This window comes from Rhodococcus sp. NPDC079359, assembly GCF_040702585.1.
Lineage (GTDB): Bacteria > Actinomycetota > Actinomycetes > Mycobacteriales > Mycobacteriaceae > Rhodococcoides.
On record NZ_JBFBLH010000021.1, the window covers coordinates 16,919 to 31,606 of the forward strand.

The 14,688-nt window shown below is 65.5% G+C and carries 11 protein-coding genes; 4 read left to right on the forward strand and 7 right to left on the reverse strand.

From position 1 onward, the window contains the following. Positions 1-30: 30 nt before the first annotated feature. The 6 genes from pheT to infC form a co-directional block, all read right to left on the reverse strand. Positions 31-2,517 carry a phenylalanine--tRNA ligase subunit beta gene (pheT, locus tag AB0362_RS26330; protein WP_366236299.1) on the reverse strand — a complete coding sequence of 829 codons (2,487 nt, stop codon included), beginning with the start codon at positions 2,515-2,517 and terminating at the stop codon, positions 31-33. A 56-nt stretch (positions 2,518-2,573) separates the two neighbouring features. After that, positions 2,574-3,641, reverse strand: a complete 1,068-nt coding sequence (gene pheS, locus AB0362_RS26335) for a phenylalanine--tRNA ligase subunit alpha (protein WP_068283211.1) — start codon at positions 3,639-3,641, stop codon at positions 2,574-2,576. Between the two features lie 73 nt (positions 3,642-3,714). Further along, positions 3,715-4,521: an RNA methyltransferase gene (locus AB0362_RS26340; RefSeq protein ID WP_317784308.1), complete on the reverse strand. Its 807-nt coding sequence runs from the start codon at positions 4,519-4,521 to the stop codon at positions 3,715-3,717. Between the two features lie 38 nt (positions 4,522-4,559). After that, positions 4,560-4,949 carry a 50S ribosomal protein L20 gene (gene rplT / locus AB0362_RS26345; protein ID WP_032378959.1) on the reverse strand — a complete coding sequence of 130 codons (390 nt, stop codon included), beginning with the start codon at positions 4,947-4,949 and terminating at the stop codon, positions 4,560-4,562. Positions 4,950-5,035: 86 nt separating this feature from the next. Then, a complete protein-coding gene (rpmI, locus tag AB0362_RS26350; RefSeq protein WP_008715923.1) occupies positions 5,036-5,230 on the reverse strand; it encodes a 50S ribosomal protein L35 in 195 nt (64 codons plus the stop codon). A gap of 116 nt (positions 5,231-5,346) precedes the next feature. Continuing rightward, complete coding sequence (gene infC, locus AB0362_RS26355; RefSeq protein WP_170946008.1) at positions 5,347-6,078, reverse strand: translation initiation factor IF-3; 732 nt, start codon at positions 6,076-6,078, stop codon at positions 5,347-5,349. A gap of 391 nt (positions 6,079-6,469) precedes the next feature. On the opposite strand from infC, the gene AB0362_RS26360 reads away from it, so the two are divergent. Continuing rightward, positions 6,470-6,856: a DUF1844 domain-containing protein gene (locus tag AB0362_RS26360; RefSeq protein WP_068050975.1), complete on the forward strand. Its 387-nt coding sequence runs from the start codon at positions 6,470-6,472 to the stop codon at positions 6,854-6,856. A gap of 113 nt (positions 6,857-6,969) precedes the next feature. On the opposite strand, the gene uvrA is transcribed toward AB0362_RS26360, so the two are convergent. After that, entirely contained in the window at positions 6,970-9,900 is a 2,931-nt protein-coding gene (uvrA, locus tag AB0362_RS26365; protein WP_317798160.1) for an excinuclease ABC subunit UvrA, read from the reverse strand. A 260-nt stretch (positions 9,901-10,160) separates the two neighbouring features. On the opposite strand from uvrA, the gene AB0362_RS26370 reads away from it, so the two are divergent. The 3 genes from AB0362_RS26370 to AB0362_RS26380 all read left to right on the forward strand — a co-directional run bounded on the left by AB0362_RS26370 (position 10,161) and on the right by AB0362_RS26380 (position 14,649). Beyond that, entirely contained in the window at positions 10,161-10,850 is a 690-nt protein-coding gene (locus tag AB0362_RS26370) for an MBL fold metallo-hydrolase (protein WP_317784484.1), read from the forward strand. 137 nt (positions 10,851-10,987) lie between these two features. Continuing rightward, a complete protein-coding gene (locus tag AB0362_RS26375) occupies positions 10,988-12,178 on the forward strand; it encodes a DoxX family membrane protein (protein WP_269593966.1) in 1,191 nt (396 codons plus the stop codon). A 149-nt stretch (positions 12,179-12,327) separates the two neighbouring features. Next, entirely contained in the window at positions 12,328-14,649 is a 2,322-nt protein-coding gene (locus tag AB0362_RS26380) for an ATP-binding domain-containing protein (RefSeq protein WP_317784310.1), read from the forward strand. The last annotated feature ends 39 nt before the right edge of the window (positions 14,650-14,688 follow it).

The following is a 14,688-nucleotide window of genomic DNA, read 5'->3' on the forward strand; positions in this document are numbered from 1 at the left end:
GCGCTGATTCAACTGCGCAACTGCGCTGGTTCAACTGCGCAGCTGCGCGCCGACGGCCTTCGATGCCGCGTCGACCGCCGCATCGCGGGCAGCCGTTGCCTGATCCTCGGTCAAGGTGCCGTCGGCACCTCGGAACCGCAGCGCGAACGCCAGCGACTTGCGACCCTCGCCGACCTGTTCACCCTCGTAGACGTCGAACAGTCGAATCGACTCGAGCAGGTCGCCACCGCCGATCGTGAGCGCGGCTTCCACCGACGCCGCAGGTACGGAAGCGTCGACCACCACTGCCACGTCCTGCAGCACCGCCGGATACGGCGACACCTCTGGGGCAGGGAGCGACTCGACGACGGGAAGAGCGCTCAGGCTCAACTCGACGGCACACGTACGCGGCGGCAGGCCCGCCCGCTCGAGCACGGCCGGATGCAGCTCGCCCGCGTATCCGACGACCTCACCGTCGAGCAGGACCTCCGCGCACCGACCCGGATGCCACGGAAGGTGCTGCGCCGCCCGAAGATCGACGTGCACTCCGGACGCCTCGGCAACCGTACGTACCGCAGCGAACGCATCGGCGGCCTCTGCGGCGCGGCCGGCACCCCACGGACCCGACAACTCACGCTGACCGGTGAGCACCATGCCCACGTGCACCGGCTGCGCCGGCAACGAACCACGAAGCATGGCGATCTGGTCGTCGGTGGGACGACGGTCGACCGGCAACGCGTCCACGGCTGCGGTGGCGTCGTGGCGGAGCACCACCTGGGCAATGCCGAACAGCGAGACGTCTCGCTGACCGCGCGCGATGTTCCGGCTCAGCATCTCGAGCAAACCGGGAAGCACAGTGGTCGCGAGCTCGGGACGGTCGGCCTCGAGTGGATTGAGCACCGAGGTGGTCGCGCGCCGTGGGTCGTCCGCGTCGAGACCCCACGTGTCGAACACGCCCTTGGGCAGGAACACCGGAGGCAACACCTCGACGTAACCGGAGAACGCGAGTGCCTTGCCGACGGCACGCCTGCGCTTCTGTTCGGCAGTGAGGCCGCGACCGCCCGGAGCCGACGGCAGTACCGACGGGATCTGTTCGAGCCCTTCAAGCCGCAGCACCTCTTCCACCAGGTCGGCGCGCTGCACCAGATCCGGTCGCCAGGACGGCGGGGTGACGATGAGCTGGCCGTGCCCGTCGCCGTCGACCGATACCTCGACTCCGCAACCGATCTGCGTCAACCGTCGGGCAGCGGTTCCGTTGGGGTACTGCACTCCGGCGATTCGGTCCGGCAGGTCGAAGTCCATCGTGACCGTGGGATATTCGGCTGCCTCGCCGATATCGGTCAACACGGGCTCGATCCGGCCGCCGGCGATCTCGACCAACAACTGTGCGGCCCGATCGAGTGCTGCGACAGGCAGAGCCGAATCCACGGTCCGCTCGAAACGCTTGCTGGCCTCGCTGGAGAGCTTGTGGCGACGACCGGTGCGGAACACCGCGAGCGGATCGAACGATGCCGCTTCGAGCACGACCTCGGTGGTCGAGTCGTCGACTTCGGTGGACGCACCGCCCATGACACCGGCCAACGAGATCGCTCCCGAGCCGTCGGCGATGACGACGTCCTCGGCATCGAGGGAACGCTCGACACCGTCGAGTGTGGTCAGCTTCTCCCCCGCGTTCGCGCGGCGGACGACCAGATCGCCGTCGAGCTTGGCCGCGTCGAATGCATGCAGCGGCTGGCCGAGTTCGTGGAGCACGTAGTTGGTGACATCGACGGCCGCCGAGATCGGGCGTACGCCTGCCAGCAGCAGTCGACGCTGCATCCACCAGGGCGTCGTCGCCGTCGGATCGATGCCGACGATCTTGCGCAACGCGAATCGCGATGCGCCGGAGTTCGGTTCGACGGTGACCGACCAGGCGTCACCGGTGACCTCGGTGGGGACCGTGCGCGCCGGATCCACGAACGGAAGGTCGAAACTGCAGGCCAGTTCGCGGGCGAGGCCGCGGACCGAGAAGGCGTAGCCGCGATCCGGGGTCACGTTGAGCTCGATGACCGAGTCCAGCAGACCGAGAACGGCTTTGGCGTCGTCGCCCGGGGCAGCCGTGCCCTCGGGCAGCACCAGAATTCCGGAGTGATCCTTACCCAACCCGAGTTCGAGCGTCGAGCAGATCATGCCGTTGGAGTTGCGGCCGTAGGTCTTGCGCGACGCGATGGCGAATCCCCCGGGCAGGACGCTGCCCGGCAGCGCGGCCACGATCAGGTCACCCTCGGCGAAGTTCCTGGCCCCGCACACGATTTCCTGTGGCTCGGCTGCTCCGACGTCCACCAGGCAGAAGCGAATCGGTTTTTTGAACTCGGTCAGCTCCTCGATGGAACTGACCCGACCGACCACGAGTGGCCCGGTCACGTTGTCCAGCGAATCGAGTTCCTCGACCTCGAACCCGACCCGCACGAAACCGGCGTCGAGCTCCTCGGGCGAGACGGCCCAGTCGGGCGTCCCCGCGTGCAGGACCTCGGTCAGCCAGGATTGTGGGACTCGCACGTGTGCTCAGCTCTTTCTTGTATCCGAGAAGAAGTGGGGCGGGTGAAGAACGTCCGTCAGGCCTGAACACCGAAGGGCAAAGTGAACCTGATGTCGCCCTCGACGATGTCGCGCATGTCCGGGATGTCGTTGCGGAACTGGAGCGTCCGCTCGAGACCCATTCCGAACGCGAATCCGGTGTAGACCTCGGGATCGATGCCACTGGCCTGCAACACCTTCGGGTTGACCATTCCGCAGCCACCCCACTCGACCCAACCGGCCCCGCCCTTCTTCTTCGGGAACCACACGTCGACCTCGGCCGACGGCTCGGTGAACGGAAAGTAGTTGGGACGCATGCGTGTACGGGTGTCGTTGCCGAACAACGCCTTCGCGAACGCATCCAGTGTGCCGCGCAGGTGCGCCATGGTCAGGCCCTTGTCGATCGCAAGACCCTCGACCTGATGGAAGACCGGAGTGTGCGTCGTGTCGAGTTCGTCCGTGCGGAACGTCCGTCCCGGGCAGACGACGTAGATCGGAACCTCACGCGAGAGCATCGACCGGACCTGCACCGGGGAGGTATGAGTGCGCAGAACCTGACGCGAACCCTCCGGCGCGATGTGGAACGTGTCCTGCATCGTGCGTGCCGGGTGGTCGGGCAGGAAGTTCAGTGCGTCGAAATTGAAATGTTCGGTCTCGACCTCGGGGCCTTCTTCGACCTCCCAGCCCATTCCGACGAACACGTCGGCAACCTGTTCGGCGATGATCGTGATGGGGTGCCGAGCACCGACGGGAGCTCGGTCGGTCGGCAGTGTCACGTCGATGGTTTCCGCGACCAGGATCGCGGCGTCACGCTCGGCCGACAGCACGGCGCGTCGCTCGTCGAAGGCCTTCTGTACTCGATCACGCGCTGCCTTGACGCGTTTGCCCGCGTCCGCCTTCTGGTCCCCCGGGATCGCACCGAGCGCGCGCTGCGCCAGTGCCAACGGAGCCTTGCCGCCCACGTGATCGATCTTGACCTTGGTCAGAGCATCGAGGTCCGACGCGTCGGCGAACGCCTGCTCGGCCGAGTCCACTGCGGATCCGAGCGCGGACTCCTCGAGAACGGACGGATCTACCGGCTCGGGTCCGCCATCTTTCTTCGCCACGACAGCTGCACTCCTCGAGTAATAGTCGGTGTCTGCTCAGAACAGACAGGTATCGATCCTAGGCGAGACCTGCTCACGGGGTTTCGGAGCGTCGCTGCGCCCTGGCACTCGCGTACAGGCAGATCGCCGCGGCGGTCGCCAGGTTGAGGCTCTCGGCGCGGCCGTGGATAGGGATTCGAATGCGGTGATCGGCGTCGCGCGTCACGGACTCCGAGAGCCCGTGTGCCTCGTTGCCGAACAACCACGCGGTCGGCTGCGTGAGCAGCTCGTCCGCGTCGTCCAAGTCCACTTCGCCATCGGCGGCCGTCGCGACGATGGTCAGACCCGCCCTGCGCAACGCGTCGATTCCGGACTCGATCGATCGCTCCCGAGCGATGGGCAGATGGAACACGCTGCCCGCCGAGGCGCGGACGCATTTGCCGTTGTGGGGATCCACCGAATCGCCCAGCAGAACGACCGAATCCGCTCCTGCCGCGTCAGCGACGCGAATCACAGTCCCGGCATTGCCCGGCTCGGCCGTCTCCACCGGTACGGCCACCAGCCGCGGTGTTCCGGCCAACGCACGGCCGATCGGGACGTCGACCAACTCGGTGACCGCGATGAGACCCTGCGGAGTGACCGTGTCGGACAAGGCTTTCGCAGCACGGTCGGTGATCGGATGAACTCGTGCGCCACCCGCCTCGATGGACATGATGAGGTCATGGTGGCGCTCGAGAGCATCCGCGGTGAAGAACAGCTCACGAACCAACCGGGACCGGGCCGCCTCGGACACCGCGTTGAAGCCTTCGGCCAGAAAGAGCCCGGTCTTCTTGCGTTCCGCGGCTCGAGCGAGCTTGACGGCCGAAACGACCCGCGGAGTTCGCTCGGTCAGCGAATCCACGGGCCGTTTCGGTGTTGAGTCGTCGTACGTCGACTCGCTCAGGCTGCTTCTCCGGCCGGAGCGTTGACATCGGCAGGCAGTGCGGCCTTGGCGATGGCGACCAGGCTTGCGAACGCCGCAGCATCCGACACAGCGAGCTCGGCGAGGATCTTGCGGTCGACCTCGACGCCCGCGGCCTTGAGGCCCTGGACGAAGCGGTTGTACGTGATGTCGTTGGCGCGAGCTGCAGCGTTGATACGCGTGATCCACAGCTTGCGGAAGTCACCCTTGCGCGCGCGGCGGTCCCGGTACGCATAGGTCAGCGAGTGGAGCTGCTGCTCCTTGGCCTTGGTGTACAGACGTGAGCGCTGTCCGCGGTAGCCCTTGGACGCTTCGAGAATCGAACGGCGCTTCTTCTGGGCGTTGACGGCCCTTTTTACGCGTGCCACTGGTGAATCCTGTCGATCTGGGGGTGTGTGAAACCCCGAATGGTAATGGGATGAAGCCGACCGAAATCAGTCGGCGGCGGGCCGAATCAGATGCCGAGCAGGCGCTTGATCCGCGGCACGTCGGCCTTCTTGACAACGGCGACACCATCGAGGCGACGAGTCACCTTGGTGGGCTTGTGCTCGAGCAGGTGGCGACGGCCGGCCTTCTGGCGCAGGATCTTGCCGCTGCCGGACACCTTGAATCGCTTCTTGGCACCACTGTGGGTCTTCTGCTTGGGCATGAAATCCTCTTCTTCTGTAATAGCTCTTCGGTGTTGCATGGCACAGCCGCACATCGCAACGGAAATTCTGTGCACCGAAGCAGGTGTAGGGCTGTCTTACTGGTAGAGCGCGAGGCTCAGTTGGTCTGCGCCGGAGTAGCCGGAGCTGCTGCGGCCGGTGCCTCGGCAGCCGGGGCTGCGTCGGCGGGCTGTTCCGGCGCGGGGGCCGGTGCGCGCTGGGCGGGCGGAGCCGCTGCGCTCTCCTGCGCCTTGACGCGAGTCTTGGCACCCTTGTGCGGTGCCAACACCATCGTCATGTTGCGGCCGTCCTGCTTGGCCGAGGTCTCCACGAAGCCGAGCTCCGCGACGTCCGCGCCCAGGCGCTGCAGCAGACGGAAGCCGAGTTCGGGACGCGACTGCTCACGACCGCGGAACATGATGGTGACCTTGACCTTCGAGCCGGCTTCGAGGAAGCGAACGACGTTGCGCTTCTTGGTCTCGTAGTCGTGCGCGTCGATCTTGGGGCGGAGCTTCTGTTCCTTGATGACGGTGAGCGTCTGGTTCTTGCGCGATTCGCGCGCCTTCTGCGCAGCCTCGTACTTGAACTTCCCGTAGTCCATGATCTTGCAGACCGGCGGACGTGCGTCGGGAGCTACTTCTACAAGATCGAGGTCGGCTTCGAGAGCCAAGCGGAGTGCATCTTCAACACGCACGATCCCCACCTGTTCACCACCCGGTCCGACAAGCCGGACCTCGGGAACTCGGATGCGATCGTTGATGCGGGTCTCAGTGCTGATGGGGCCTCCTAGGTAGTGCGGTGTGGTGTGTAACCCGACCGCCTGCCACTGGCACAGCCCGTCGCCGTCGATCCTCGACATTCACCGCAGCGATGTGAACCGCTGCAACGAAAAAACCCTGCTCTCGGTGTGATCCGATAGCAGGGCCCGATGTCGACCGGTCGACCCGCACGACAACTGTCGTCGTACAGTCTCCTCACTGGGAGGAAGCACGCAGGAGGCCGATGAGGACTTCCTTCGTGCGACCGGACCGGGAAGTAGCTTGTTGAAGGCTACGTGCCGGTGGGAGTCGGGCTCCACTTGCTGCCTCCGTGCGGTGAACTCCATCGAGGAGCGCACGCCGAAGACGGTCATCGAGTCACACTACCAGCCGATTCGAGAAACCGACAATCGAGCCCGATCGCCCCCGACAGCGTCGGCACCCGATTCTCCCCGCTGCGGGCGGCGTGGGATTCTCGTAGGCATGACCAGCGCCCCCACTCCCGCCGATGGCGATCCCGCGGGTGCCGACCCCGTCGGCACCGAGCCCGAAGTCCGTGAACTCGCCGAAGTCCCCGCGGTCGAGGTCATCAGCCGCGCTGCGGTGATGCTGATGAGTTCCGCAGCCGAGAAGTTGGGACTGTCCGAGCCGGATCCCGCGGAGAGCCCCTACCTCGACCTCGACGAGGCCCGCCGCGTCATCACCGCCTTGGCCGGCCTGGTCACCGCGTCGGTGGAGTACCTCGGCCCCCATGCCGGACCCATCCGCGACGGCCTGCAGGCACTGCAGCGCGCATTCCGGGAAGCGTCGGCCCATCCGGACGAGCCGGGAAAGGGCCCCGGCGAGAAGTACACCGGTCCGGTGCACTGAGCAGAACACCAGCCAAGTCGAGACCGACGCACGAAGCCGCATCCGGTAGTTGACGGATGCGGCTTCGTGCGTTCACGGGGTCCGAATCGGACGGTGCCAGCTGACTGCAGCGCTTATCGGACGGCGGCGACCTTGCGAGGCCTACGCTTCTTCGCAGCCGCCTTCACCGGCGGGGCGACGACCGACTCCCGGGTGAGCGCCTCCTGCAGGAACTTGCCGGTGTAGCTTTCCGAGACCGCCGCCACTGCCTCCGGATCACCCTGCGCCACAACCGTTCCGCCGCCCGAGCCACCTTCGGGGCCCATGTCGATGACCCAGTCCGAGACCTTGATGACGTCGAGATTGTGCTCGATCACGATCACCGTGTTGCCCTTGTCCACCAAGCCGTTCACGACGCCGAGCAGCTTGCGAATGTCCTCGAAGTGCAGGCCGGTGGTCGGTTCGTCGAGAATGTAGACCGTGCGGCCTGTGGACCGCTTCTGCAGTTCCGCTGCCAGCTTGACGCGTTGCGCCTCGCCGCCGGACAACGTCGTTGCCGGTTGGCCGAGTCGGACGTACCCGAGACCGACCTCGACGAGTGTCTTGAGGTAGCGGTGGATCGAGGTGATGGCCTCGAAGAAGTCGGCAGCCTCCTCGATCGGCATGTCCAGGACCTCGGCGATGGTCTTGCCCTTGTAATGGACTTCGAGTGTCTCGCGGTTGTATCGCGCACCCTCACAGATCTCGCACGGAACGTAGACGTCCGGCAGGAAGTTCATCTCGATCTTGAGTGTGCCGTCTCCCGAGCATGCCTCGCACCGGCCGCCCTTGACGTTGAACGAGAACCGACCGGGCTGATAGCCGCGCACCTTGGCCTCGGTGGTCGCCGCGAACAGCGTGCGGATCTTGTCGAACACACCGGTGTACGTGGCCGCGTTCGAGCGCGGTGTGCGTCCGATCGGCGACTGATCCACCCGCACCAGCTTGTCGAGCTGATCCAGGCCGTTGATTCGCGTGTGCCGACCGGGAACCTGACGGGCTCCGTTGAGCTTGTTGGCCATCACCGTCGCGAGAATGTCGTTGACGAGAGTGGACTTACCCGAACCCGACACCCCGGTGACCGAGGTCAGCACACCGAGCGGGAAACTGACGTCGATGCCACGGAGATTGTGCTCGCGGGCACCGACCACGGTGACCTGACGCTTCTTGTCCACGACACGACGGGTGTCGGGCAGCGGAATCTCCATCCGTCCGGACAGGTACGCACCGGTCAGCGATTCCTCGTTGGTCAGCAGGTCCTCGTACGAACCGCTGTGCACGACGCGTCCGCCGTGCTCACCCGCCAACGGACCGATGTCGACGATCCAGTCGGAGGTACGGATGGTGTCCTCGTCGTGCTCGACGACGATGAGGGTGTTTCCGAGGTCGCGCAACCGCGTCAACGTGTCGATGAGCCGACGGTTGTCGCGCTGATGCAGTCCGATCGACGGCTCGTCGAGGACGTACAGAACACCGACGAGCCCCGATCCGATCTGGGTCGCGAGGCGGATACGCTGCGCCTCGCCGCCGGACAGCGAGCCGGCGGTCCTGGCCAGTGACAGGTATTCCAGACCGACGTCCAGCAGGAAGCCGAGGCGCGCCTGCACCTCCTTGAGGACCTGCCCGGCGATTGCTTCCTCGCGGCGACCGAGAGTGAGGCTGTTCAGGAAATTCGCGGTGTCGGCGATCGACAATTCGCACACCTCGGCGATCGACTTAGGGCCGAAGTCGCCCGCCGCGATCGTGACCGACAGGATCTCCGGCCGCAGCCGCGCCCCGTTGCAGGTGGGACACGGCACGTCGCGCATGTAGCCGTCGTAGCGTTCCTTCATCTGCTCGGACTCGGTCTGCTCCAACCGGCGGTGCAGGAACGGCATCACACCCTCGAACTCGGCGTAGTACGACCGCGTGCGGCCGTAGCGATTCTTGTACTTCACGTGCACCTGGTGATCGCTGCCCTCGAGGACTGCGCGCTTGACCTTGGCGGGCAACTTGTTCCACGGCGCGTTCAGGTCGAATCCCATGGCGTCGGCGAGCCCGGAGAGCAGGCGGCCGAAGTACTCCGACGTCTGGCCCATCGACCACGGTGCGATGGCACCGTCGGCGAGGCTGAGATCCCCGTCGGGAACGACCAGCTCAGGATCGACCTCCTTGCGCACGCCGAGTCCGACGCAGTCCGGGCACGCACCGTACGGCGAGTTGAAGGAGAACGACCGCGGTTCGAGATCGTCGATGGACAACGGGTGTCCGTTGGGGCAGGCGAGCTTCTCGGAGAACCGGCGCTCACGGTCCGACGCATTCTCGTCACGGTCGACGAAATCGAGCACCACGATGCCGTCGGCCAGCCGAAGGGCGGTTTCCACCGAGTCGGTCAGACGCTGCTTCGAGCTCGACTTGACGGTGAGGCGGTCGACGACGACCTCGATGTCGTGCTTCTCCTGCTTCTTGAGCACCGGCGGACTCGTGAGCTGATGTACGACGCCGTCGACGCGAACACGCGAGTAGCCCTGAGTGTTCAACGAGTCGAACAGGTCGACGAACTCACCCTTGCGGGTACGAACCACCGGGGCGAGAACCTGGAACTTCAGGCCCTCCTCCATGTCCAGCACCTGATCGACGATCTGCTGCGGAGTCTGCTTGGCGATCTGCTCGCCGCACACCGGGCAGTGAGCCGTTCCTGCACGCGCGTACAACAGCCGGAGGTAGTCGTAGACCTCGGTGATGGTGCCCACGGTCGATCGCGGGTTGCGGTTGGTCGATTTCTGATCGATGGAGACCGCAGGCGAGAGGCCCTCGATGAAATCGACGTCCGGCTTGTCCATCTGGCCGAGGAACTGCCGCGCGTATGCGGACAGCGACTCCACGTAGCGACGCTGTCCTTCGGCGAAGATCGTGTCGAAGGCGAGTGAGGATTTGCCCGATCCGGACAGACCCGTGAACACGATCAGCGCATCCCGCGGCAGGTCGATGTCGACTCCCCGCAGGTTGTGCTCCCGTGCACCTCGCACTATCAGGCGATCCGCCACTGTGTTCCCTTCTTTCCGAACGAGCACGTCAAGCCGAGTTGCTGCGGGGCGCAGCACTGCACGACCTTCGAGTCGCGTGATGACGTGTGATGCCGACGCACCGGTCACACGTCGTGTAACCGTGGACCCCACGTCGAAAACCTGTTGTGGTGAGGGACGAACCTCACGCAGTAGCAATGGTAGATCCAGGCACCGACACACTTTTCCAGCTGCGCGACCCCGACGCCCATCATGCCGTCGACGACGGTAGCGTCCTGGAAATGGACGAGCACCTCATGGTCATCGATGACAACTACACCGGCGTCGTCTCTCAGGGATCGCAGCCGCAGCGGCGAACGATTCCCGGAGCGACGATCACGAAGATGTCGGTCGGCCCCATGGACAACAACACCTACCTTGTCGTCTGTTCCGCAACAGGTCACTCGGTGCTGATCGACGCCGCCAACGAGGCCGACCGAATCTCGTTGCTCATCGACCGGAACGCGCCGACGCTCTCACTCATCGTGACGACTCACCAGCACGCCGACCACTGGCAGGCGCTGGCCGACATCGCCGGCGGTACGGACTCGCCGACCGCAGCGCACGAACTCGATGCCGGCCCCCTGCCGGTGGCTCCCGACCGCCTGCTCGCCGATCGGGACACCGTGTCGGTGGGAGAGCTCACGTTCGATGTGGTGCACCTGACCGGACACACTCCCGGCTCCATCGCACTCGCACTGACCGATGCCGACGGAAAGCGCACCCACCTCTTCACCGGAGATTCTCTCTTTCCCGGTGGCGTCGGCAAGACGGGCAGCCCCGAGGATTTCACCCGTCTGCTCGACGACGTGACAGCGAAGCTGTTCGACCGCTTCGACGACGAGACCGTTGTCTACCCGGGCCACGGAAAGGACACGACGCTCGGTGCCGAGCGCCCTCACCTGGACGAATGGCGCGCCAGGGGTTGGTAACGATCGGCGTGCTTGAGACCGCGAACCACGGGGTATGAATAGTGTGACAAAAGGACGCACAGCGGTAGGTTTTCGGACCGCCGTGCCGTCCATGGTTCCACCGCCGATGACACGAGAAACTACGCAGGAGGCTGTCAATGCTGGTCCGCCGTATCGCCCGTCCGCTGATGTCTACGATTTTCATCGCAGGGGGCGTCGACGCACTCCGTAATCCCACCGGCAAGGCCCAGGCCGCCACCCCGTTGATCGAGCAGGGCAAGGACGTCCTCCCCAACGAGGTCACCGCGAACGTGCCGAACGACCCGGAGACGCTGGTCCGTATCAACGGTGGAATCCAGGTCGCGGGCGGCATTCTGCTGGCCACCGGCAAGGCACCGCGCATCGCCTCGCTGGCTCTCGCCGGAAGTCTCGTACCGACGACGCTCGCCGGACACGCCTTCTGGAACGAGACCGACCCGGAGACCAAGGCTGCGCAGCGTATCCACTTCTTCAAGAACCTGAGCCTGCTCGGCGGACTGCTCATCGCAGCCGTCGACACCGAGGGCAAGCCGTCCGTCGCATGGCGTAGCAAGCGGGCAGCACGCCGAGCGCAGGAGACCGTCGTCTCGGCCCTGCCGGGTCACTCCACCCACGAGACCGGTGAGCGCGTCAAGGAAATCGCAGCCGTCGCCGCGAGCCGCAGCGCCGATCTGGCCGAGGCTGCACAGCCGAAGCTGGCCAAGTTCGCCGACGCCGCCCAGCCCAAGTTGGCCAAGCTCGCCGATATCGCTACCGAGAAGGGCTCGGAGCTGGCCGACGTAGCTCAGCCGGCACTGAACCGCTGGGCTCACGTGGCCGCCGACAAGGGTTCGGTGCTCGCCGAGGAAGCACAGAAGCGTGGATCCAAGCTGGCCGAACTGGCCGCCGACCGCGGCAGCGACCTGGCCGAAGAAGCGCAGAAGCGCGGCTCCAAGCTCGCCGACAAGGCAGCCCATCGCGGGACCGACCTCGCGGAGCTCGCACAGAAGCGTGGCTCCAAGCTCGTCGACGTCGCTGCTGACCGTCGCGGCGAATTGGCCGATGTCGCGCAGAAGCGCGCGTCCAAGCTCGCCGATCTGGCGGCCGAGAAGGGGTCCGTCCTCGCCGATGAGGCGCAGAAGCGCGGAGTCACGTGGGCCGATCTGGCGTCCGATCGCGTCGACACGCTGAGCAAGCGCGCTCGCAAGCGCGCCGAGAAGCAGAGCAAGGAACTCGAGAAGGTGACCGAGCAGGCTCGCGCCAAGCTCGAGAAGCGAGTTGCCAAGGCTCAGAAGAACTTGGACAAGAAGCTGCAGCAGTACGCGAAGTAATTTTTCGCAGACAGCCACACAGCGACGTTCGCGTAGACGGCCCTGCCCCGGAACCAGCGGTTCTGCGGCAGGGCCGTTGTGCGGCGTAGACTGCTCTGGCTGATTTCGAGGCGATATCCTCGCCTCGGCCGAACTCCCGAGGAGACCCTTTGCCGGACGACGGCCACACATCGAGCGACTCCGTGGTGCCGCTCGAAGAAGACTTCGAGCAGGCGCATCTGACGCGGCTGTACACGCAGCTCGACGCGTTACGCGAGTATGCCGCGAACCGACTGCGCGCGGTGCTGTTGGAGACCGGCGGCACCCCGCAGGCCCGCAGCGAACGGGAATCGTTCAACCAGATGTACACCGAGGACATCGCCAAGTACGACGCCGCCGAGAACGGACTGTGCTTCGGGCGCATCGACCTCGATCCCGAGACCCTCGACCCCAAGGTCGACGACCGGCCCGAGCGATACATCGGCCGCGTCGGGATTCTCGACGACAAGAACGACTACGAGACACTGCTGCTCGACTGGCGAGCACCGATGGCCCGGCCGTTCTACCTGGCGACGCCCGCCGCACCCGAAAACGTGTTGCGGCGCAGACACATTCGTACCCGCGGCCGGCGAGTGACATCGATCGCCGACGAATTCCTCGACCTGAACTCCGCCCGATCGTCGAACGATGCGGCCGTGGCAGGCGGCGTCGCGAGCGAAGGCGCGCTGCTCTCGGCGCTCGATGCCGCACGTACCGGTCAGATGAACGACATCGTCGAGACGATCCAGAGCGAGCAGGACGCGATCATCCGATCGCAGCATCGCAGTGTGTTGGTGGTTCAGGGCGGACCGGGCACCGGCAAGACTGCCGTCGCGCTGCACCGTGCCGCCTATCTGCTCTACACCTACCGTCAGCAGCTCGGTAAGAGCGGCGTGCTGATCATCGGACCCAACGCCACGTTCCTCGACTACATCGGTCAGGTGCTGCCGTCACTCGGCGAGACGGGAGTGCTGCTGTCCACGATCGGCGACCTCTACCCGGGAGTCCGTGCGCAACGCGAGGACTCGGCCGTCGCGACCGAGGTCAAGGGCAGACTGTCGATGGTGGAGGTGCTGACGCAAGCGGTTCGCGACCGTCAGGAAGTTCCCGCGCAACCCCGTCGGCTGAAGTTCGACACCTACGACATCACGCTCGATCGCAAGATCGTCACCAGGGCTCGCGGTCGTGCCCGCTCGTCCCGGCGACCGCACAACCTCGCTCGTCCGCTGTTCGTGTCCTCGGTCATCGACCAGTTGGCCAACCAATTGGCAGCGAAACTCGGGCAGAACCTCGTCGACGGGTCCAGCCTGCTCAGCGCCGACGACATCGCGGACATGCGCGACGAGATGCGCGAGGACCAAGACGTCATGGCCGCCGTCGACGAACTGTGGCCGGATCTGTCTCCCCAGCAGGTTCTTCGCGACCTGTTCGCCTCGCCCGAGAAAATCGCCTCGGCCGCGCCTGCACTGGACGAGATGGAGCGCGAAGCCCTCGTCCGCCGAGGCCACGGGTTCTCCTCGGCCGACGCTCCCCTGCTCGACGAACTCGCCGAGCTACTCGGCGTCGACGATGCGGCCGAACGTGAACAGGCACAACGTCAGTGGCGCGGCCAGATCGCCGACGCCCAGGGTGCCCTGGACATCCTGACCGGTTCGGCACCTCAGGATCTCGAGGACGAACTCGATCCGGAGATCCTGATGGCCTACGACCTCATCGATGCCGATCAGCTTGCGCGACGGCAGAATTCGGGTCAACGACTCACGACGGCCGAACGGGCCGCCGGTGACCGAACCTGGACCTACGGGCACGTGATCGTCGACGAAGCGCAGGAACTCTCTGCGATGGCGTGGCGAATGGTCATGCGGCGCATACCGAATCGGTGGATGACACTGGTGGGCGATACGGCGCAGACCGGTGATCCCGCCGGTACCTCCTCGTGGGGTTCGGTTCTCGAACCGTATGTGGCCAAGCGCTGGAAGCGAACCGAGCTGACGGTGAACTACCGAACACCGTCCGAGATCATGGCGGTGGCACACGACGTGTTGGCTGCCATCGATCCCGAGCAGTCCGAGCCGCGGTCCATCCGCAGCACCGGGACACGACCGTGGGCCCAACGGGTGGCACCGGACGATCTGATCACCGCGGTCGAGAAGCGAGTGGCCGAGCACCCTCGCCCAGGCCTGAGTGCAGTGCTGGTTCCCGCAGGCCACGTCGACCGATTCCGCCATCTGGCATCGGAACTGGTCACCGTATCGACGGTCAAGGACGCCAAGGGACTGGAATTCGACTCGGTGCTGATCGTCGAACCCCGTGCCATCGTGGCGGATTCGGTCAAGGGCATGAACGACCTGTACGTGGCGCTGACCCGAGCGACTCAGCGACTCGGCGTCGTGCACGCGGACGCACTACCGGGTGAACTCTCGGCGCTGCAGCCGTTCGAGCCGGAAGCCTAGAGAACCGCACACACCACCGGCCCGCTCCGTCGATTCGAC